This window comes from Vibrio sp. S/42/10 (genome assembly GCF_029890535.1).
Classification (GTDB): Bacteria; Pseudomonadota; Gammaproteobacteria; order Enterobacterales; family Vibrionaceae; genus Vibrio; species Vibrio cyclitrophicus.
On record NZ_JAKMZC010000005.1, the window covers coordinates 12,820 to 34,027 of the forward strand.

A 21,208-nucleotide genomic window follows, 5' to 3' on the forward strand; every position below is an offset into this window, starting at 1 on the left:
CGAATAAAAGAATAAATCGGAGTAAAGGACATGTTTTCAAAGAGCCCATTGGCTTTAGTGATCGGCGCGGTACTAGCTTCACCGGCAGTACTGGCAGAAACAGTAAAAACAGATGAACATATGGTTGTTGAAGGTCGAGATTACGGCTACAAAGCCGACACGAACACAACAGCAATGCGCATGGAGGCGACTCAATTAGAGACTCCGGGACAAGTTTCAGTAATTGATGAGCAAATCATCGATGAACAGCGTGCAACAACCTTAGGTGACGTTCTTAAGAATGACGCGAGTGTCAGTGCTGGTGGTACTAGTCGTAACCGTGAGCGTTTTTCTCTGCGTGGTTTCTCGGTAGAGAGCTCTTCAGGCTTCCTGAAAAATGGCCAACAACACTGGTCTCACTACCGCCAACCAATCGAACTGTTAGAGCGTGTTGAAGTACTTAAAGGACCATCTGGCCTTCTTTACGGTATTTCTGCGCCAGGTGGTTTGATCAACATGGTAAGCAAGAAGCCAACTTACGATACACAAGTAAGTCTTAGCCAAGACATCGGTTCTAATGATCACACTCGCACGACTCTAGATGTAAGTGGCGCATTAAACGATGCTGAAACGTTACGCGGCCGCGCAATTCTATCTAAAGAAAGTTACGGTTCTTGGAGAAAGTACGGAGATGGTACTGAGCCACAAACAGAACGTTTTGTTGGTGGTGTATATGTTGATTACGATGTTACTGAAGACGTAACGGTTTCCGTTCATTACGATAAGACGAACGACGAAGGTAGCGTAGATTCTGGTGCACTATACACACTGGATGGTAACCGAGTTGGTAACGATAAACAGATCTGGGATGCGCAGTGGTCACAGATTGAAAATGATGTTGAAAACGTAGGTTTTGATATTGCTGCTAATCTAACTGATACATGGTCAGTGAAAACAGGTTTCAACTACCAAGATTTCGAACGTATCGATATGGAAAGCTACCCAAGCTTTTCAAATATGAACCCTGACGGTACGGGTACCGTTACTCAAGGCGGTAACTACCGTCATGACAAATGGCGTTTTAGAACGGCTTACGTAGATCTAACGACAACCGCCGATCTTGCGGGCACAGAACACCAATTACTATTCGGTGCTAACTGGTTAGGTTACAGCTACTACCGTGGTATGGATCGCTTCAGCAGTGGTGAATATGCACCAGATGCAACAGTACCAGTACCTTCAGTAGGAGCAACATCGCTAGGTAAGATGAGCACTTACGATACTTGGGGCTTCTACATTCAAGATCTAATTACTATCAACGACGAATGGCAAGTCCTTGCAGGCGCCCGTTTCGATCGTAAAGTAAGTTCTGGCGTTGCAGAAGAAAACGTAGCACCTAAGCTTGGCGTGATTTACCACCCAGTATCAAACGGTAGCATCTACGCTTCATATTCTGAAAGCTTCGAACCACAAGGTGTTGTTTCTAGCGGAAGCCGTAACTACACCAACGATGGTCAACTTCTTGATGCAGCAACAGGTGTATCATATGAAGTAGGTACTAAGTGGGAGCTAATGGATGAGCGTCTATTCGTATCCGGCGCAGTATTCGATATTACGCAAGAAAATATCTCGATGGATGTAGAAGACACTGCATCAGGTGATTGGACTAAGACACAAGGCGGCGAACAACTTCACCGTGGTGCTGAACTAGCTGCACAAGGCTTTATTTCAGAGCGCTTCTCAATGTCTGGTTCTGCAATGTACTTAGATGCGGAAATTGCTAATCATGAAACATACGCGGGCAATCGTCCAGTAGATGTACCTGAATTTGCAGCAAGTGTTTGGTCTACTTATGCCGCAACAAATGAAGTTGATGTAAACCTTGGTCTTATCTATGAAGGCTCTCGTTACGGTGATGATGCGAATACTTTCAAGAAAGATGGTTACGCTCGTGTTGATATGGGCGCAGCATACACACTTAAGTACGACGACTCTCTTGATTTCGTAGCGCGTCTAACAGTAGAGAACGTATTTGATAAAGAATACCTAGCGGGTGGTGGTTCTACTTCTTCAAGTCACCAATTTGCTGAGGACGTAGTTATTGGCGAAGGCCGCAACTACATGGCAACGTTGCAGGTAAAATACTAATTTGTTAGTAGGGTACTATTGTTAGCCTAAATATTAAGGGGAGGGTTTCTACTTTCCCCTTTCGTGATTCTGCTATTTCGTAAAATATCCCTAGTAATGTGAGTGACTTTTAATGATAATGAGACTGCTTATCAATAAAACTCATTTGACCTTCTTCTATAGTAAATGACTACAATTATGAATCTTTTAAAAACTAGCCTAGCACTTGCCATCAGTTTGATTGCAACGTCCTCTATGGCAAACAGCTTGGATCAAGCTCAATCAATTCAAAATAAGACCAATAACGCGTCGGCTTCAAGCCAAAAGGTTATTGATAAAAGTTCGCAAGCGACCTTGATGCTGCAAGCTGAGATTGAGCGTCTGCAAGAAGAAGTGAAGAATCTAGAAATCTATCACGACCATCTTGCAGCATTGGTTGATAGCCAAAACAAAGAAGCTCAGAGCATTGAAGCGCAGATCGACGAAATCAAATACACACGTCAAGGTGTTGTACCTTTGATGTATCAAATGATCGATGGCCTTCAACAGTTAGTCGAGCAAGATATTCCGATTAAGAAAGAGCAGCGTCTAGAAAGAGTTGAAAAGCTACAAGCAATGATGACTCGTGCTGATGTCAGTGATGCAGAGAAATACCGTCGCATCCTAGAGGCATACCAAATCGAGATGGACTACGGCATCAAGCTTGGTGTGTACCAAGGTCGTGTCGCATTGGCGAGTGATAAAACGATCGAGGCAGATGTTCTGCACTTAGGTCGTATCTCTTTGGTTGCTCGTAACCTAAATGGCAGCCAGTACTGGGCTTGGAATCAAACAGATGCTCAGTGGCAAGAACTTGATTCTTCTATGAAATCTGAGCTCGATAAAGCGTATGATATTGCTAGCCAACAAGCAGCCCCAAGCTTGATTACTTTACCTGTTTCTTTAACTGTTGCGGAGGTTAAGTAATGAACTTAAAACCATTAGCAGCATTGCTTTGCATTACGTCACTTTCATTTTCTGCTTTCTCAGCTTCCGACTCAACGGCTCAGCTCGTTAACAAAGCAAAATCAGAGAACCGTACTCAAGCTTCTCACAACGTAGTTCGTGAAGCTGACTTTAAAAAGACTGAACAAGAACTTAAAGCGATCAAAGCGGAGCTTGAAGCGAAACGTACATCGGTTCAAAATGCGACAGACGTTCTTACTCAAACCTTCAGCGACAACGAAAACAAGCTTGCTCGTTTAGAAGAAAAATTGCGTTTAGAAACGGGTAGCCTTGGTGAGTTGTTCGGTGTCGTTCGTCAAAACGCGAAAGAACTAGGTGCAGAGCTTAGTTCAACAGTAAATAGCGTTGATCGCGCTGAGCACACAGCGACCGTTGACCAAATTATCGATGCTAAATCCCTGCCATCAATGCCACAACTTTCTGGTTTGTGGATGAGCATGGTGGAACAGATCCAAGCAAGCTCAGAGCTTAGCAAATCTCAAATTGCATTCATCAATGGCGAAGGCAACACACAGTCTGTCGACGCTTATCGTTTAGGTTCAATTGGCTTAGTGACAGACCAAGGCTATGTTAGCTGGAACACTCAGCGTGAAGATGCAATTGCGTATCTGAAACAGCCATCAAATGGTCCAACGTTAGCGTCACTTTCTTCACTTGCGAATGGTGACATATCTAATGTCGTTGTCGATCCTTCTCGCGGGTTCATGCTCGAGCAATTAGCACTGACGCCAAGCCTAACTGACCGTCTACAAGCGGGTGGTGTGGTTGGTAAAGTGATTCTTGGCCTGCTGGCAATTGGTTTAATCATCGCATTGGTTCGAGGTATTTCTTTGGTTATCGCTCGCCAGAAAATTCGCGCTCAACTTAAGAACCCAGAGCAAGCGGGTGACAACCCACTAGGCCGTGTTCTTGCGGTTTACAACAAAGAACAAAACCAAACGGTTGAAGCTCTAGAGCTGCGACTTTTAGAAGCGGTTGTTGATGAACAGACTCACTTAGAGAAAGGCTTATCGATGCTCAAGCTATTGGCGGCACTAGCACCAATGTTGGGTCTTTTAGGTACAGTAACTGGCATGATCGAAACATTCCAAGTGATCACACAGTTTGGTAATGGTGACCCTAAAGTAATGGCGGGTGGTATTTCGATGGCACTTGTAACTACGGTACTTGGTCTGGTTGCGGCAATGCCTCTTCTACTGGCACATAACATTCTTAGCACTCAAGCAGAAAACATTCGCAATATTCTTGAGAAACAAGGTATTGGTCTTGTTGCTGAGCAGGCTGAAAAGACCGTTGAATCAAACGCTGTTGTTTCACCAGTTGGGACTGCTGCGTAATGGATATTTTGTCGGGTTCTCTATTACCAGCGAGTTGGTTAACGAGTGACTGGCTGCTGTCTTTATCAAGCTTTATGGAGCAGGGCGGTTTCGTCTTGTGGTGGCTAGCGGCTGTTGTCCTAGTGTATTGGGTGCTTGTGGTTGAACGTGTGCTTTATCTTGCGTTCTACTTTCCTAAGCAACGCCAAGCTTGGATAGCGAAATGGCATGAAAGAGAAGATCACTCTTCTTGGCATGCCAAAGCCATTCGTGAAGGTTGGTTAGGGCAAGCGAGTATCTTGCTTAACCAAAACTTGAATTTTATTAAGCTGTTAGTCGCTATTTGTCCAATGTTGGGTTTGCTAGGCACTGTAACCGGTATGATCTCTGTTTTTGATGTTATGGCGACACAAGGCAGCAGTGACCCTAAATTGATGGCTTCAGGTATCTCGTTAGCAACGCTGCCAACCATGGCAGGTATGGTTGCTGCATTAGCGGGCATGTTTGTCCATGCACGTTTAGCGAAAGTGTGTAACCGCTTAGAATTAAAATTAGAAAAATCTTTAAGGAGTCAACGATGAGACTCGGTCGACGTCATTCTAAAAACGAAGAGGCTCAAATAGACCTTACTTCGATGCTTGATATTGTCTTTATCATGCTTATTTTCTTTATTGTGACCAGTTCATTTGTTCGTGAATCAGGGGTAGAAGTCAATCGCCCACAAGCTTCTAACGTAGTTAGCCAAAAGGATGCGGGCATCTTTGTCGCGATTACATCTGCAAATGACATTTTCATTGATAAGCGTGTCGTTGATGTTGAACGTGTACAAGCGACGTTAGAGCACTTGTTGCTAGAACAACCTGATGCTTCTTTGGTTATTCAAGCGGATGAACACGCTTACAACGGTACTGTTGTTAAAGTGATGGATGCCGCGAAAGGTGCAGGTGTTAAAAACATTGCGCTTGCTGCTGATAAGCGATGATCTTGGAGGATCTTCATAAATGATTCGCCTATTTCTTGCTTTACCGTTAGCGGGTGCATTGGGCTTAGCTCTGTTTTCTTTTATGGCCTGGATGGTCGACAATGGCCATCAACGTTCACCAGACGATAGCGAGACGTTAAGTTTCAACATGGTAATGGTGGAACAAGAACAAGAAGTCCAAAGACGACAACGCGCAATCCCTGAAAAACCAGAAATGCCAGAGCCACCACCGGAAGCGCAAACGTCTCAGTCACAGGCTGAAGTTACGCCTCTGAATTCGATGTCTTCGCTGCCTTCATTGGATTTGAATACATCGATTGACGGCCTAGCGATTAACGCACCGACATTTTCTGATTTTGGGTCGAACCAACAGGCAATGCCTCTGTATCGAGTAGAACCTCGTTACCCAGCTAAAGCGTTGAAGCGCGGCGCTGAAGGTTTTGTCAGTTTGTCGTTTACCATAGATGAAACAGGACGCCCAATCGATATTGAAGTGATTGAAGCCAACCCACGTCGCATGTTTGAACGTGAAGCGATACGTGCACTGAAAAAATACAAGTATCAGCCTAAGGTTGTGGATGGAAAATCAACCCCTCAATTTGGTCAAACATTTACCTTTGAATTCAAGTTGGATAAATGATGAAACAGATATGGATATTAATGGGCTTGTTATTATTGCCCCTTACGACACAGGCGCAAGAGCTATCCCAATATACTGCTATTCGTGTTCAAAAAGCGCATAAGCTTGCTCAAGATGAACAGGTTAAACAGGCGATTGAAGTACTTGCAGGTTTAGAGCTTTCTAAAGGATACGACAAAGCATATGTAGCTCGCATGCTGGGGGTGTTTTATTGGCAAGATGGTAAAACTGATAAGGCGATTCAGCAGCTGACTTATGCCGTCGATACTAATTTACTGGTGGATGAACAAGCTTGGGTAACGAAGCGTATGCTTGCTGATTTGTTGCTGAATGATCAGCAGTTCAAACAAGCACTTCCGCACTATTACGAGTTAGTGAAAACAGCGCCAGAAAAGGAAAAGAAAGGCACACTGTGGATGCGAATTGCCCAAGCTGAATACCAAATTGAAAACTGGTCAAAAACCCTAGTTGCAATTGGTAATCGAGACAAATTCAATTCGAAAGTAGAGTTGTCACCTCTATCGTTGAAGTTGGGCGCGCAGCTTCAGTTAAAACAGTGGAAACAGTCTATTCCAACACTAGAAAGCCTCATTGAACTTCAACCAGAGAAAGATAACTGGTGGCGTCAGCTTGTTGGTATCCAGTTAAGACTGGAGCGTAATCGTGATGCATTGAATACGCTGGCGTTGGCTGATCTGCATGGTGTTGAGCTAAAAGATTCAGACCGCAGGCTGCTTGCTCAATTATATGCGAAACGAGGCATTCCTGAGCGTGCTGCTCAAGAGATCGCTAAGTTAGATGGTGCGAACAGTGATGTTCAACTTCTGGCGGAGCAAGCAACTTACTGGCAGCTAGCGAAAGAGTGGGACAACGCGATTGAAGTGTGGACGTTAGCGTCTAAAAAAGACACTCGATACCACTGGAATGTAGCTCAGCTTTTGGTTCAGCAGGGTTATTATGATCGAGCGTTGGTTGTTTTAGACAAAGTGAAAGACAAAAATAAACAGGCCGACGTAGCATTGGCAAAAGTGCGTTCTTGGTATAAGTTGAAAAACTTAGATAACGCACTCGCTCAAGCTAAGCGTGCGAATAACATTGAACCCTCTTCTGAAGCAAAAGGTTGGATTAAATATCTAACTCAACTACGAACAGTAACCGACAATGGAAATGTCTAATAGCTGTAAGCAGAAGATAAGAGATAGTACATAAAAATGAGAAAAGCAAAAGGGTGCCATTTGAACGTTCAAATGCCACCCTTTTTGATATCTTGCGTTAAACTTTTGCGCGCTTGACTGTCCGGGAGGGCAAACAGCGAAAACTAAGTTCTAAGCGTGAGCATTCTAAGCTCAAGGATTGCACATCGTACCGATTGGAATTGCACTTTGAATCACACCACTTTTATCAGCGATCCAGTTTATAGTGCAATCACGATACGGGTCTTTAAAGGCGTGCAAAGTATTGCCATTATCTAAAGGCTTTTTAGTCTCAACCCAAGCATAGTTTCGCGATTCCCAAAAACTGATAGGGCGCGAACGTTCAGTTAGGTACAGTGCTTGTATATCGGTTATGTTTGAGCCGATGTGTTTTTGGAGGCGGTCTTGCTTGCTTGCTATTTGGCTGGTACAAGCCGTCACCAACATGGCAAAAGCTAAAATAATAATACGCATTTTAAAATCCTTTTAAACTTGTGTAACTGTACCTAATTTATAATCAATAAGTTTAATCTACTCTAAACCGCATCACATCAATCGCTGAACACATACACACCTCAATGATGTCTATAGTGATCTCAGTGCAAAACCTCGTAAGTACTCATCCATGCACACTGCGTCCTTTGTCTTAAAGTTGCTCAATCCACCTGTTTAGCTCTTGTTGACCTTCAGCTTTTGTCGAACTTTAAACGGCGACTAAGCACCATGAATACAAGTTAGCAAGAATATGCATACAGTTCGATTACTTCCCGTGTAATGTTATGTAAATTTTCTTCTACCGCTCGGTAAACGTAAACAATGTAAATTGAATGCCAATACGAATGATTATCAACTAAATTGTCGCCATAAAATTTATAGGTATTGGTTTGTATGTCGTTAAAAAGTAGGGCGGTTCAATCATGGGCTCGTCGACTTCATGTTTATATTTCAATGGCGCTTCTGTTCGTTGTTCTTTTCTTTTCAGTGACAGGTATCACCCTGAACCGGCCTGAGTTATTTGAATCAACGCAACCCAATATCCAACGATCGACGTTAACGCTTCCTACTAATTTATTCATGATACAAGAAGGACGATTAAAAGCCGATGAAACGGCCTTTGAAACGTTTCTGTTTAAAGAAGCCAACTTATCTGGCGTTCCTTCAGGTTTAGATATCTACGCAGAGATTGAAGACGGTGAGTTGCTCATCGGCGAAGTGTCTATGGACTTCAAAGGACCAGGCTACAACGCCTCTGTGTTCGTTGACGTGACGTCTGAAATGGTAGAAATCGAAACCACCAATTACGGCGTTATCGCACTGTTGAACGACCTACACAAGGGACGCAACAGCGGTGAAGTATGGAAGTGGTTCATCGATATCACTGCACTGTTGATGATCTTCTTTGTGCTTACTGGCGTGTGCTTATTGTTACCTAAGAAAAAAACACTCAACACCTCCATCAAATGGACGGTATTTGGCTCTGCAATCTCACTTGCTATCTATTTTGTCGCCGTACCTTAATCGCTTGATTCAATTGATGGATTGGATTGAGCAACGAATGAAAGGTTAAACGGATTTAAAAGGTTGTTAAACATGAAAAAAATGAACTGGAGCAAGGCGCTTCTTGCTTTATCTCTTTTGCCAAGTCTCGGTATGGCACAAGCGATTCCTGATACGGCAAAACTTGATGTGAGCTTCGAACTTCCAAAGATCGATACCTCTATGTACGCACGCCCTTATGTGGCGGTTTGGGTAGAGAACAGTGAACGAAAGTCAGTGAAAACTATTGAGCTTTGGATCGGTAAAGACGAATGGCTTAAAGATTTACGCAGCTGGTGGCGAAAGGTTGGTCGTTATGACCGTGAATTGGTTGATGCTGTGACTTCGGCAACGCGTCCTGCTGGCAAATATCGTTTTGCTTGGGATGGTAAAAGCGATGACGGTCAAGTTTTAGAACAAGGTGATTACACGGTTCATATCGAAGTTGTTCGTGAACACGGTGGTCGTAATTATCTTCGTCAAAAAGTATCGCTAACGGATTCAAACGCTTCTTATCAGTTAAAGGCTACAGAAGAGACGGGTGAAATTACTCTGAACTACATCGCTAACTAGTAAGTGAGAACAGTAAAACCAAGCTGAACAGAATAAACAGTCGTCATCGTAGGCTCAGATAGAGCGACACGGCTAACAATTATAAATAATGGAATTGAACATGATGAAACAGACAAAAATCAAAGCACTTGCTCTAGCGGGTGTGATGGCATTCGGCCTAGCAGCAACGACAACGGCACAAGCTCACCCACGTTGGATTTTGCCATCTCACTTCACTGTATCTAAAGAAGGTGGTGATTGGCTAACGTTCGACGTTACTGCGTCTCATGGTACGTTTGTTTTTGATAAGCCTGCTGGTAGCGAAAATGCTCATGTCATCATGCCTGATGGTCGCAGCGAGCGTCCTAACTTTGTTATTCGCGGGAAGCGTCGTTCAATCTTCGATTTCTATTTTGAAGAAGAAGGTACGCACAAAGTTGCGATTAACAACGAGCCTTCTTACTACACGCAATACAAAGCTGGCCGTCGTGATACCGTGAAGTGGATTAAAGCGAACAAGGCTGAACGTGACTCTGTACTTCCTAAAGAATCACGTGACGTGGTAACTCGAATCAGTTTCACTCGTGCAGAGAGCTACATCACTGTTGGTAAACCATCGGATTCAGTGTTCAAAATCGAAGGCAAACTTCTTGAAATGAAGCCAGTAACACACCCTTCGGACATTATTGAGGGTGAACCAGTAACATTCCAATTTTTCTACAACGGTGAAATTCAGAAAGACGTAAAAGCGGAGATCACTCGTGAAGGCACGCTTTACCGTAACCATCAAGAACAGATTGATGTTGTGAGCAATGAAAACGGCGAAATCACTTTCACTCCAACGGTTGCAGGTCGTTATGTAATGAAAGCGAACTACAAAGGTGAGTTGATTGACAACCCATTGGCAGATAAAGCAAGTGCGAACGTTCACCTAACGTTCGAAGCTCTGCTTCAATAATCTGTGATATCGGGGGCTAGCTCCCTGATTAAGCAATCAAATACTTAAGGGCTCATTTGAGCCCTTTATCGCTCAGTTTACTTCTGAGGATTTGCACTGTGGCTAGGGTACGAACCATGACAATAAAAACAAAACTAAAATTAATAATTACTCCATACTTGGCATTGGCGCTTGGTTTCGCTGCATTACCTGCGCAAGCACACTTTCCACTGATGAGCTGCTGGTTCGAAGGCAAAACCGTGGCCTGTGAAGCGGGTTACTCTGATGGTAGTAAAGCGATTGATTACGCGGTTGAGATGTACGATTACGAAGACAACTTGATTGCAAAAGAGATGACAGATAAACGTTCTATCGTTGAATTTCCCAATCCTGGCACTGAGTTTTATCTTGTATTTGATTCAGGCCATGAGTTTCCGGTTGAAGTCGACGTTGTTGAGATCAGCGATAAATGATGATTCAAGGCGTACGTGCTGACACGGGTGGCAGAGAAGGAAAATGGGTAGGGCTGATCATTGTTTTCATTCTGAGCTTTGCCACGGTCACTATCCCGTTTCATCAGGCAGAATCCCACGTAAAAACGGTACTTGATCATCAAATTTTGGTGACGGATGTTGAGCAAGAAAACTTGGCGATGTTGTCAGAGCTACGTTTGGCTCATGAAGAGATTCGCGACCTGCGTATGGACTCAGATGGTGAATGGCCCAGTGTTGTGTCACTTAAAGATGAATGGGTCGCGCCTTTTGTTGAAGACCAGAGTTGGAAGCGAAAAGGTTCTCATGCTTGGTTATTGGACGAACGTGGTTACTACTTTTCTACGCCAAGCGAATACGATGCATCAAGTGAACATGGCTTTGCAGACTCGTTTATTTTGAATGCAAACAGCGTCTCTCCGGAAATCTGGATTTTTCTTGGAGGTGTAACAAGCCAGCCGACTCAGTTTGATGAACAAACTCTAGAATCAACAGGTTGGAAACTGGTTGTGAATGAATCAGAAATTACTGTTCAGCACGATGTTTCTTCTCATTAAGCAATCCGGCTTATAAAAACGCTCACTAATAATAAGAGATTGACTATGCGAATTATGACTCTGTTCATGTCGTTAATGGCGGTGCTATCAACACCCAATGCATTGGCAAAAGAGTACACAGTCGACAGCGAGAAGCTGACGGTTGGTATTACCCTACAACCCTACTACAGCTATGTAAAAGCAGTAGTGGGTGACAAAGTGAACATTCTTCCATTGGTTGATGCTGGGTTTAATCCGCATAACTACTTACCGCAACCCAATGATTTGAAGCGATTGAGCCAGATGGATGCGATCGTGGTAAACGGTATTGGCCATGACGACTTCGCACTAAAAGTAATCTCAGCCGCGCAACGTGATGACTTAGTGGTGATCGAAGCGAACAAAGAAGTGCCCTTACTTCCCGCATTAGGACAGTCTGTGGGTCAAGGCGCCGTGAACCCGCACACGTTTGTTGGACTTTCTACAACCATCCAAAAGGTTTACACCATCGCGAGTGAAGTATCTAAGCTCGACCCAGACAACGCGGCGTTTTATCGTAAAAATGCTCGTAAATATGCAAAAAAATTCCGCTTTATGAAGCGTGATGCGATGTTGTCATTAGGCGAACTCGATACATCAGGTATGAAAGTGGCGACCACGCACAATGCTTATGGTTACATTCTTCAAGAGTTTGGTGTTGATGTGGCGGCAGTAATCGAGCCAGCACACGGCGTTGAACCAAGTGCTAGCCAACTGCAAGAGACGATCGAAAAAATCCGCGCATCGGATATCGATATTCTTTTCTACGAGCTAAACATGCCAAACCGTTTCGTTGACACCATTGAAGCTGAAACAGGTGTACAGCTTTACCGATTTTCTCACATGACGCACGGCGAGTATGAAGACGACAAGGTGGAAGTAGAAATGAAGAAAAACCTAGAAACGTTAATCGAAGCGATGAAATTTGCGGCGGCTAACCAAGCTGAAAGCGGGAATGCATAATGCTAGGTCCATCAATCTCAATTAATAATCTCGGTCTGCAATACGACAATAACGTCATTCTTGATGATATTTCGCTAGAACTTAAAGCAGGTGACTGCCATGTGATCATGGGACCAAACGGTGGTGGAAAAACTTCATTATTACGCTCTGTACTTGGCCTTACCCCTTTTTCTGGGCAAATCGATATTCATTGGCCTGAAAAGCCAAGTATTGGTTACGTTCCTCAAAAAGCGACCTTCGAATCAAGCTTACCTCTAACGGTAATGGATTTCGTGTTGCTTAACCAAACTCGAATTCCTCTATTTTGGCGTCGTAAATCCAAACAGCTGGATCTTGCATTAGCGCAATTGGATCGTGTGGGGATGGCGACTCGTAGCGATCGCCGTATGGGGCAGTTATCGGGCGGTGAGCAGCAACGTGTGTTGTTTGCTCAAGCGTTGTTGGATAACCCAAGCCTATTGGTGTTGGATGAACCGACTACCGGTATGGACGATCAGGGTGTTCGTTATCTTGAATCGCTCATTCGTGAATGTGTTGATGAAGGCCGTACGATTCTTGCGGTACATCACGATGTCACTGCAGTGCGCCGTCTTGAAGCCAATGTACATGTTGTGAATCGATTCTTGGTTGATAGTGGCCCGCACGAACAAGTACTGCACCCAAGTCAAATTGAAAGCTTATTCCAACATTACAGTAGTGGTTCAGCGATGAACAAATCGAAGGAGGTTGCGTAATGGATTGGTTACGACAACTTGCCATAAGTGGCGTTGAAGCGGGTTGGTTATCAGACAGTTTCATGTACGCATTCATGGTGAATGCTTTGGTCGCGGCACTATTGCTTGGCCCTTTGCTAGGTGGCCTGGGTACTTTGGTCATTGCAAAGCGTCTGGCTTTCTTCTCTGAAGCAGTTGGTCACGCGGCTTTGACCGGTATTGCTATTGGTGTTTTACTTGGCGAACCACCAGAGAACCCAATCATTGGTCTGTTCAGCTTCTGTATGATCTTTGCTTTGCTACTTCACTTTGTAAGAAACAGAACCAACGTGCCATACGATACATTAGTGGGCGTTTTCCTTGCGCTCGCTTTAGCGGTTGGTGCGGCATTGCTGATGTACGTGGCACGTAAAATTAATATTCATATGCTTGAGAACGTTCTGTTTGGCTCGATTCTCACGGTAACAGACCAAGATTTAGCAATTCTCGCAGGCAGCTGCGCACTCATCATTTTGCTCTTGATACCAACGTTTAACCGTATTCTGCTAACTTGTATCAGCCCTGATATTGCCAAGGTTCGTGGTTACAACACCAGCTTTTACGATTACTTGTTTGTTATGATGATCACCTTAGTGACAATTGCAGCCGTAAAGATCGTGGGCGCGGTTTTAGTCGGTGCGTTATTGCTTATCCCAGGTGCGACAGCTCGATTGCTGACCAAACGTATGGGAAGCTTTGTATTGCTTTCGGCATTACTTGCAACCATCGCATGTTTGGTTGGAACCGTGTTGCCAATGGAACTTAAATTGCCAGTGCCATCGGGCGCGTCAATCATCATCGTTTCTGCAACGTTTTTCCTAGCAGCAACGCTATACCGAATTGTAAGAAAGGCGTAATCATGACTTGTTTAATGAATCGTATCGCTAGATCAATAAAAGCAACGGCTCAATTGAGTGTGCTTGGTAGTTTGTTAATGGCTGGTTCTGTGCTGTCACTGAACGTGAATGCAGAAGATATTCTAACCAGTACACCTGTGACTTATGCATTGGCGACAGAGCTAACCAAAGGCACCGACATTACGACTGAATACCTTCCACCAAAACGATACGGTATTGATCGCTTGCCTAACTGGTTTGGAACGAAGGGCGAAAGCATAGTCCTTAAGTCAGGAGAGAAGGCGACAGTTGCATTGACGCTGACATCGATTTGGCAAGCTGATCCTACGTTCGTATACGCGAGACAAGGTAACATCCGCTTGGTTGAGGTTGATGTCGCTCAAGCGATTACACCGCGCGCGCAAGGTGTTGCAGCGCTGACGTTATCGAATGGTGAAGTGTCTAAATATGCCTGGTTAAACCCGACTAACCTAACGCGTATGGCGGCAATTGTGGCTGATGACTTTAAGTTATTGTGGCCGGCGCAAGCAGATACGATTGATAGCAACTTACAGCGTGTGATGCTTGATGTTCGAGAACTGATTAACAAGCAACAGGCGGTATTACTGGATAATGATGTAGATTCAGTGTTATTGCTTTCAGAAAGCTTGGAAGATTTTGCTTCGGGTAGCCAGCTGTTTGTTGAAGAACGGATGTTCAAGGCAGAGCTCGAATGGACAGAGCAAGACAAAGCGAAGCTCAAAGCGATGTTTTCGGAAGACGATGCTCTCTGGTTAGTGACCGCAAAGAAGCCAACTAACTTGATTAAGTCGCTGGTACCGAGTGAGCGTATCTTAGTGGTTGATTCTGTTGATCGTTGGGGTAGAGCTGGGATTAACCCAAAAGCGCCGTTTGCCCGTTGGGAAGTACAGCCATTTAAAGGCTAATCAGCGCGATTAAAATGGTAGGATCAAAAAAGCAGCCCAATTTGAGGCTGCTTTTTTTGTTCTTGTCCATTGTCTCTGTTTGGTGAGCTAGACGGGAGGACTGCGAGTTTTAACTTACTCTGCAGCTTTTGTCTCTTCAGCTTCAACAGTTGCTTCGACTGCACCTTTAGCTTGTTCTTCAGCTTCCATTTTTGCGCGGTCAGCTTTAGAAATATAGCGAGGCTTGTTGCTACCATGCAGTTTTGAATTCGCCTGTTTTTGCTTCTTCTTTAGAATTTGATTGATTTTTTTCTTACGGTTCATTGCTGCATAGCCTTGTATTTAGTTTAGGCGGTGGAGGATAATCATTTTAGCTCTAGAACTCAATATTTACATGGTACTCAGCAAGGAAAATATCACTATGCAGGCTATCGAGACCCGACGTTTACGATTAAGAATGATCACGCCTCAAGATGCGGAGTTCATTCAACGATTATATAGCTCAGAAGATTTCCTGCGTTACATTGGAGACAAGGAGATCAGCGATCCAGCCAAGGCCGTTGAATACATCGAAAACAACATTCTTAAGATGCATAAAGAGAAAGGTGTTTGTCTATTGATTGTCGAAATTAAGGACTTCTTAACGCCAATTGGTGTATGCGGATTAATTAAGCGAGATACGCTAGAGTCACATGATATTGGTTATGGTTTTGTCCCTGAAGTCTATGGGCAAGGTTTTGCATTGGAAGCGGCACAAGCGATAATTGAAGAAGCCAAGCATAATGCTGATATTGATCATTTAGTTGCCATCACTACCTCTGATAATATTCGAAGTATCGCATTGCTGACTAAATTAGGTTTTTTGTTCGAGCGAGTCGAAGACGTATTAAGTGAAAGTGTTAATCTCAATCTGTACGGTTTGTCACTGGGTAATTAAACATGTTCAAACATAACAACATTCTAAGAGGTGAGCTCGCGACGGAGTACAAAACTGTTATTGCGATGGTACACATCTACTGTAAAAATCATCACAGTGCACTTCGTCAGAATAACGCGTTATGTGAAGAGTGTGCGCAGTTGTTACGTTATGCCGAAACACGACTCGATAGATGCCCTTATGGCGAAGCAAAACCGACCTGTAATAAGTGTCCGATTCATTGCTATAAACCGGATCCGAAAGAGCAAATGCGATTGGTGATGCGCTATGCCGGGCCAAGAATGCTACTTAAGCATCCTATTTTAGCTATTCGACATCTGATTCATGAAAAACGAAAATTGCCAGAGAAGCCGCTGCCGAATGTGTCGAATCGCCATATCCGTATGAATAAGAAGTAACTGGCGCTTAAAAGTAAGTTCGAAAGAAACGAAAAAAGGTCTGATTTCTCAGACCTTTTTTGATGTAGATACGTTTCTGTATAAGCTTCAATATAGCTAGGTAACTGTAACTTACGCTGCTTGCGGCTCGTCGTAGGTCACCGTCAGGTTGTTGATCCAGCGTCGGCTTAGGTAACGATGGGAACAAATTGCTAGTTTCACCACTTCTTCCACCAACATCAAACCATAGATGTATTTGAAATCCCATCCAGCGACAAACGCGCCGTAAACACATACTGGAATGCCCACCATCCACATCGCGATGAAATCCATACGCAAGCAGAACGCATTATCGCCACCAGCGCGAATGATACCGTTGATGATCACCATGTTCAGCATGCGAATCACGACAGCAAAGCACATGATCATCATTGCAGGTGAAGCGAGCGGGTAGAGCGCATCTGTAGAAAGGTTCAGCCATGTTAAAACATGCTCTTTACTCATAAACAGTAGCAGCCCGACAACTGCGCCGAAGCCAATGACGGCTTTAATGAATGTTAGTCCCATGCTCATAGCGTCATCAAACTCATCACGACCGAGTGAGTGACCAAGCAGCACAGAACACGCGACCGATATACCAAAGAATATTGAGTAACACAGCGACTCAAACGGTGCGAGCATTGAGAACACGGCAAGTTCCGTTGTGCCCATGTGACCGAAGATCATTTGGTACGCCATGGTACCCATTGCCCACAGCACGGCATTCATCGTTAGGGGCAACGCAATACGACGGTAAGACAGCCACAGCGACGGACGATGTGGTGAGCTTGGCGTAGTTAATAACCAGTGCTTACGTATACGCATGTAGCTATACATCAAACCCACTTGAATCAATCGCGCTAAAGTTGTTGCTAGTGCAGCACCAGCAACGCCCATTGCTGGAATACCAAATGCACCCTTAATGAGAACAAAATTAAGTGCAATATTGAGGGCAATAGTCACACCACCAAGCAACAGCGGAGTTACTGTGTCACCAGAGGAACGCATGCTCGCTTCTACCACCACGACTATATGAGTGAGAAGTAGAACAGGGAATCCATACCACAAGTACGTAGCACCAAGCTCAATCACGGTGTGATCGCTGGTTTGCAACATCATTAAAAATTGAGAACCAAGAGTGATGATTGCAGTAACTGGCAGCAGAACTTTTAAGCCAAATACCATCGCGATGGATGATACTGTGCGCGCGCTTTTAGGGTCATTCTTTCCCCAGTATTGAGCGACTAGTGTTCCGTTTGCTGAGGCCAACCCTGCCATAATCATAATGGCGACGAAGTGCCATTTTGATGCAATTCCCACAGCAGCAGCTGCTTCCATGCCAAAATCGCTGACCATTAAGACGTCAGCAAGGGCAAGAATAGCAACAAGCGCACTTTGCAAAGCAACAGGCAAACCAAGTTTGATGATTCGAGGTAAGATGCTCTCTGGCTTGTTATTCATAGATGCGTTAGGGTTGATGTTAGTTGTCATAAGCTCTCCGATTTATGGCAGAACTATAGTGATTTGAGTGACGTAACAACATGTTTAAAAAACAACAAAACCTGTGCGAATCTGTCATTGATTCAATGAATCCAAAATCAACGTGGCAAGATGATGTTTTTCTCGCAGAGCATTGCAAAGAACGTTTTTTGACCGTTGAAGAAATCCCAGAGATGAAAAGTTGTGGTGTCTACATGGGTGGTATGGCGAAGCTGTATGACGCGTATTGGGTTGAACGCGAATCTGTGAATGTCCATACGCTGATTTTTACTCAAGAAGGGGGCGGTATATTGACGACCGAAACCTTCGTACAAGCGATTACGCCATGCACGCTGGTGGTTCTTCCTGCGGAAACGCCATTTCGTTTCGAGCTTGACCCTCAGTACAACTATTGGAAAATGGCTTGGATGCTGACGCCCGATACCTCGCAATGGCAACATATTGCGAGCTTAGGGCAGAGTATTGTACCTTTCGGAGAGTGTGAACAAATTTGGTCCTTGATGAATTTAGTTCATTTTGAAATTGGAGGTCGAGGCAGTTTTAGAAAATTGCTGATGAGCGAGATTATTCGAACTTTGACTGGCTTTGAACCTAAGTCGACTAGCACCACAGCACGTGTTCAAGCGCTCTATAATGAGATTGAAAGTAGTCTGCACCTGCCGTGGACTGTTTCTGGTATGGCATCGCGCGTGTTTATCAGTGAAGAACAGCTAAATCGAGTGACCAAGTCGCTGTTTAACGTTTCTCCTCGCAGCAAATTGATTCAGTTAAGAATGGACAAAGCGACCAGTTTGTTGAAACAGCAAGATTGGTCGGTATCTATGATTGCCAACCGTTTAGGTTATAAAGATCCCTACAACTTCTCACATCGTTTTAAAAAGCACTTTGGTTTATCGCCAAGTCAATATCGCAAGCGTAATCAAACCTCGGATTAGACCTTTGGTCTGCAGTTTCGGGTCTTGGAATCTAAATCAGACATTTGTGCGACTACTATTTTACCCGAGGATATAAGACGGTGTTCAGTATCAGCGTGTAATAATTGATCTAAGCAGTAAAAGTACGGTATTGAGATGTTTATCAGTTTAGTATTTTCACTCTATTATGTAATATCGTAAACATTGAAGGATACGTCTACTTATGCAATACGAGGTATATATGGAACAACTTACCAACGAATTAGGTGATTTTGTGCTGCCGTCCAAACTTGTTTTAAATAATAGAGAGTTTCAATCAGGTACTAAGATTGTTAGAAAACAGGGTTGCGGGTCGATTATTAGGACGCTCTCAGAACCTCACCGTAAAGTATTGTTCTATCTATACCAAAATAAAGGGCAAGTGGTCAGCAAGCAAATTTTGAAGAGTGTTGGTTGGGCTGGTAAAGCTGTCACGTGTGCCTCAGTGCTTGTCGCTATTTATGAGATCAGAAGGATTCTCGATTGTCGCTGCATTCAAACTGTTTCAAATGAAGGTTATGTTATGGAGCAAAGAAATAATCCTCTATTGATATCCTGTTAATATTTTAATAATAAAAATTTAATCTCTTTACCGTACGAGTTCCATTGATTATCGTCATTTTTAAAACGTCCACTTATAAGCGACGTTATATTAAAAATACCGAATCTGACTTTGTCGCTGGCTATATAGTAAGGGAATTATATAAAAATGGACTCTTATCCTGCATTAGAAACGAACCACTCTGAAAATAACGTAGTAATTGAACTCAATGGTAAGATAGTTGAACTCCACACCAAGCTCATTCGAAACGTAGAAAATGGATATGTGTTAGCAACGCTGCCGTTAGCCTATCGAAAAATTATTCTATTTATGAATCGACATCGTGGTGAATTATTCAGCGTTGGCCAATTAAAAAAGATTGGTTGGGAGAACGAAAAAGTGACTAACTCGTCTGTGATTGTCGCAATATCTGAAATTAGATCGTTATTCGGAGACGGTTTGATCATTACGATTACAGGTGAAGGATACGTATTCCAACCTTAACTTTGTTCTATTTTATGATCTTGGTAGTCGATCTTTCCGCCAGATGACCAACGACAAAGGGCCCTTAGTTTAGACGAAAAGTCATAACTCAGAGCCCCAAATTTCACTGTTAATCAACGATGTTTTTTCATACCGAGTTGTCGATTTTATTTCTTATATACAGGGGTTACTCTCCTGCGATCTGAAGTGGAGAACGCTTTAGGCTCGCAATTAACATGTAAATTGTTGTCGCTAACAGAGACGCAAATAGATAAGTGAATAACCCTGCTTGTGAACTCATGAAGGTGTCAGCAATCAATGGGCCAGCAACAGAACCGATGCTGTAGCAAAGCAGCATGATTTGAGTTACGGAAACCAAGTAGCTTGGATCTAAGTTACGACAGCCTAAGTTAATCGCAATAGGGTACAGTGCAAATGTTGCCATGCCCAAAACGAATAGGCTCATACCTAATACGTAGAAATCACGATTCAAAGTTAGCACTGCAATACTTGCTACTCCTAGCAAGCAGAACAAAGCCATCAATAATACTTGTCCGATGTGGTGAGATAACCAAGTCACCATTGGCTGTACAGCCATGCCACCCATGATTACCAAAGCCATCAAACCTCCGATGTCTTCGTGCGCAATGTTACGCTGCGCTAATTCTACTGGCATCAAACCGTAAATAGCACCTAGAGTAAGCCCTGATACGATGCAACCAATTAAAGCGCTGTGGCTCAATTTGCTGATCTGTTTTAAAGACAAAGACTTTGCATCGTGGATCTGTGGAGGTGTCGCTTGGCCGTACATTAATACAATGACCGCACCGAATAAAAGAGTGAACATTGCAATGAACGGCACGCCACCTGTAATTCCAAGGTATCCAATACCAAGCTGACCAACTGCAGAACCGCCGTATAGCGAACACATGTAAACCCCTAAACGTTTCGCACGTTGGGATTCGTCCCCGCTCATTAGCCAAGACTCTACAATCACAAAGATCCCTGCGACAGACACACCCGCAACAAAACGCGCAAGTAGCCATACGGCTTGATGTGGGAGCAATGGCAACACAAGGATCGTTGCGATAAATACGCTAAGCGCCATAACGAATGCATCTTTATGGCCAACACGAGCAATCGTACGTTCGATCAATAGCGTACCCGCGAGAAGACCCGCATAAAAGGCACTCGCCAACCAACTCGATAGGTTACTGTCTAAGCCATACTCAGACAGCATTAATGGTAATGAACTCATTAAGTAGCCTGAAGCGATCGCGTAAAAAGACAATGCAATAACAGGAACAGTTATGCGAGTTGTTGGTTGGATGTTGTCCAATGCAGGAGCCTCTAAATAGTGAAAGAAACGATGAATTTTCCGCGACTATGGGGGAGAAACTGGATTGGGTAAAACGAATAAAAATGGTCGTGAAGATAAAAGAAATTTATCGTGTTTGTTGGCTAAAATACCGTTGTGATATTTCATGTTTTCGCGATATTTTCTGCGGTTAAATAGCCGATAAAGCGTTGTTCAAACGACTATTTAATTTGAAAGACGGAGAGAGGTT

At 43.7% G+C, this 21,208-nt stretch carries 25 protein-coding genes; 21 read left to right on the forward strand and 4 right to left on the reverse strand.

Annotated features, from left to right (window positions below; genetic code table 11):
- Window positions 1-30 precede the first annotated feature (30 nt).
- The 7 genes from L8S15_RS07385 (at window position 31) to L8S15_RS07415 (ending at window position 7,224) form a co-directional block, all read left to right on the forward strand.
- Complete coding sequence (locus L8S15_RS07385; RefSeq protein ID WP_016785286.1) at window positions 31-2,127, forward strand: TonB-dependent siderophore receptor; 2,097 nt, start codon at window positions 31-33, stop codon at window positions 2,125-2,127.
- 177 nt (window positions 2,128-2,304) lie between these two features.
- The gene (locus tag L8S15_RS07390; protein ID WP_280572322.1) at window positions 2,305-3,072 is read left to right on the forward strand and encodes a DUF3450 domain-containing protein; all 768 of its coding nucleotides are present in this window, start codon (window positions 2,305-2,307) and stop codon (window positions 3,070-3,072) included.
- On the forward strand, window positions 3,072-4,448 hold the full coding sequence (locus tag L8S15_RS07395; protein WP_065101030.1) for a MotA/TolQ/ExbB proton channel family protein: 1,377 nt from the start codon (window positions 3,072-3,074) through the stop codon (window positions 4,446-4,448). Before L8S15_RS07390 ends, L8S15_RS07395 begins: the two co-directional genes overlap by 1 nt.
- On the forward strand, window positions 4,448-5,008 hold the full coding sequence (locus L8S15_RS07400; RefSeq protein ID WP_010429842.1) for a MotA/TolQ/ExbB proton channel family protein: 561 nt from the start codon (window positions 4,448-4,450) through the stop codon (window positions 5,006-5,008). Before L8S15_RS07395 ends, L8S15_RS07400 begins: the two co-directional genes overlap by 1 nt.
- Window positions 5,005-5,409, forward strand: coding sequence for a biopolymer transporter ExbD (locus L8S15_RS07405; RefSeq protein ID WP_004739212.1), 405 nt, complete (start codon window positions 5,005-5,007; stop codon window positions 5,407-5,409). Before L8S15_RS07400 ends, L8S15_RS07405 begins: the two co-directional genes overlap by 4 nt.
- A gap of 19 nt (window positions 5,410-5,428) precedes the next feature.
- Window positions 5,429-6,049 carry an energy transducer TonB gene (locus L8S15_RS07410; protein WP_016767170.1) on the forward strand — a complete coding sequence of 207 codons (621 nt, stop codon included), beginning with the start codon at window positions 5,429-5,431 and terminating at the stop codon, window positions 6,047-6,049.
- 20 nt (window positions 6,050-6,069) lie between these two features.
- Window positions 6,070-7,224, forward strand: a complete 1,155-nt coding sequence (locus L8S15_RS07415; protein ID WP_016787641.1) for a hypothetical protein — start codon at window positions 6,070-6,072, stop codon at window positions 7,222-7,224.
- 171 nt (window positions 7,225-7,395) lie between these two features.
- On the opposite strand, the gene L8S15_RS07420 is transcribed toward L8S15_RS07415, so the two are convergent.
- Window positions 7,396-7,716, reverse strand: a complete 321-nt coding sequence (locus tag L8S15_RS07420; protein ID WP_010429815.1) for a hypothetical protein — start codon at window positions 7,714-7,716, stop codon at window positions 7,396-7,398.
- A gap of 414 nt (window positions 7,717-8,130) precedes the next feature.
- Between L8S15_RS07420 and L8S15_RS07425 the strand changes: the two genes are divergently transcribed.
- From L8S15_RS07425 to L8S15_RS07465, 9 genes are all read left to right on the forward strand, one after another.
- Complete coding sequence (locus tag L8S15_RS07425; RefSeq protein ID WP_010429812.1) at window positions 8,131-8,760, forward strand: PepSY-associated TM helix domain-containing protein; 630 nt, start codon at window positions 8,131-8,133, stop codon at window positions 8,758-8,760.
- A 72-nt stretch (window positions 8,761-8,832) separates the two neighbouring features.
- Window positions 8,833-9,351: a DUF2271 domain-containing protein gene (locus L8S15_RS07430; RefSeq protein ID WP_016767173.1), complete on the forward strand. Its 519-nt coding sequence runs from the start codon at window positions 8,833-8,835 to the stop codon at window positions 9,349-9,351.
- A gap of 100 nt (window positions 9,352-9,451) precedes the next feature.
- Window positions 9,452-10,288: a DUF4198 domain-containing protein gene (locus L8S15_RS07435; protein WP_010429807.1), complete on the forward strand. Its 837-nt coding sequence runs from the start codon at window positions 9,452-9,454 to the stop codon at window positions 10,286-10,288.
- Between the two features lie 116 nt (window positions 10,289-10,404).
- On the forward strand, window positions 10,405-10,740 hold the full coding sequence (locus tag L8S15_RS07440; RefSeq protein ID WP_280572332.1) for a hypothetical protein: 336 nt from the start codon (window positions 10,405-10,407) through the stop codon (window positions 10,738-10,740).
- On the forward strand, window positions 10,737-11,315 hold the full coding sequence (locus tag L8S15_RS07445; RefSeq protein ID WP_010429803.1) for a hypothetical protein: 579 nt from the start codon (window positions 10,737-10,739) through the stop codon (window positions 11,313-11,315). Before L8S15_RS07440 ends, L8S15_RS07445 begins: the two co-directional genes overlap by 4 nt.
- A gap of 45 nt (window positions 11,316-11,360) precedes the next feature.
- On the forward strand, window positions 11,361-12,296 hold the full coding sequence (locus L8S15_RS07450) for a zinc ABC transporter substrate-binding protein (protein ID WP_010429801.1): 936 nt from the start codon (window positions 11,361-11,363) through the stop codon (window positions 12,294-12,296).
- On the forward strand, window positions 12,296-13,030 hold the full coding sequence (locus tag L8S15_RS07455; RefSeq protein ID WP_010429799.1) for a metal ABC transporter ATP-binding protein: 735 nt from the start codon (window positions 12,296-12,298) through the stop codon (window positions 13,028-13,030). The genes L8S15_RS07450 and L8S15_RS07455 overlap by 1 nt, the downstream gene beginning before the upstream one ends.
- Window positions 13,030-13,905, forward strand: a complete 876-nt coding sequence (locus L8S15_RS07460) for a metal ABC transporter permease (RefSeq protein WP_016767176.1) — start codon at window positions 13,030-13,032, stop codon at window positions 13,903-13,905. Before L8S15_RS07455 ends, L8S15_RS07460 begins: the two co-directional genes overlap by 1 nt.
- 2 nt (window positions 13,906-13,907) lie before the next feature.
- The gene (locus L8S15_RS07465; protein WP_280572335.1) at window positions 13,908-14,831 is read left to right on the forward strand and encodes an ABC transporter substrate-binding protein; all 924 of its coding nucleotides are present in this window, start codon (window positions 13,908-13,910) and stop codon (window positions 14,829-14,831) included.
- Between the two features lie 114 nt (window positions 14,832-14,945).
- On the opposite strand, the gene L8S15_RS07470 is transcribed toward L8S15_RS07465, so the two are convergent.
- Complete coding sequence (locus L8S15_RS07470; protein WP_010429789.1) at window positions 14,946-15,134, reverse strand: DUF2986 domain-containing protein; 189 nt, start codon at window positions 15,132-15,134, stop codon at window positions 14,946-14,948.
- 97 nt (window positions 15,135-15,231) lie between these two features.
- Here L8S15_RS07470 and L8S15_RS07475 point away from each other — a divergent pair, with 97 nt between their 5' ends.
- Together L8S15_RS07475 and L8S15_RS07480 are read left to right on the forward strand one after the other, a co-directional pair.
- A complete protein-coding gene (locus L8S15_RS07475) occupies window positions 15,232-15,747 on the forward strand; it encodes a GNAT family N-acetyltransferase (RefSeq protein ID WP_280572340.1) in 516 nt (171 codons plus the stop codon).
- 2 nt (window positions 15,748-15,749) lie between these two features.
- On the forward strand, window positions 15,750-16,145 hold the full coding sequence (locus L8S15_RS07480) for a nitrous oxide-stimulated promoter family protein (protein WP_280572342.1): 396 nt from the start codon (window positions 15,750-15,752) through the stop codon (window positions 16,143-16,145).
- A 111-nt stretch (window positions 16,146-16,256) separates the two neighbouring features.
- Here the strand turns inward: L8S15_RS07480 and L8S15_RS07485 are convergent, their stop codons facing one another.
- Window positions 16,257-17,654 (reverse strand): MATE family efflux transporter, encoded by a 1,398-nt coding sequence (locus L8S15_RS07485; RefSeq protein WP_171387334.1) that lies wholly within the window; start codon window positions 17,652-17,654, stop codon window positions 16,257-16,259.
- Between the two features lie 50 nt (window positions 17,655-17,704).
- Here L8S15_RS07485 and L8S15_RS07490 point away from each other — a divergent pair, with 50 nt between their 5' ends.
- The 3 genes from L8S15_RS07490 to L8S15_RS07500 all read left to right on the forward strand — a co-directional run bounded on the left by L8S15_RS07490 (window position 17,705) and on the right by L8S15_RS07500 (window position 19,661).
- Entirely contained in the window at window positions 17,705-18,598 is an 894-nt protein-coding gene (locus tag L8S15_RS07490) for an AraC family transcriptional regulator (protein ID WP_010429778.1), read from the forward strand.
- A gap of 220 nt (window positions 18,599-18,818) precedes the next feature.
- Window positions 18,819-19,178 (forward strand): winged helix-turn-helix domain-containing protein, encoded by a 360-nt coding sequence (locus tag L8S15_RS07495; protein ID WP_280572348.1) that lies wholly within the window; start codon window positions 18,819-18,821, stop codon window positions 19,176-19,178.
- 147 nt (window positions 19,179-19,325) lie between these two features.
- Window positions 19,326-19,661, forward strand: a complete 336-nt coding sequence (locus L8S15_RS07500) for a winged helix-turn-helix domain-containing protein (protein WP_010429772.1) — start codon at window positions 19,326-19,328, stop codon at window positions 19,659-19,661.
- A 166-nt stretch (window positions 19,662-19,827) separates the two neighbouring features.
- On the opposite strand, the gene L8S15_RS07505 is transcribed toward L8S15_RS07500, so the two are convergent.
- On the reverse strand, window positions 19,828-20,979 hold the full coding sequence (locus L8S15_RS07505) for an MFS transporter (RefSeq protein ID WP_010429769.1): 1,152 nt from the start codon (window positions 20,977-20,979) through the stop codon (window positions 19,828-19,830).
- Window positions 20,980-21,208 lie beyond the last annotated feature (229 nt).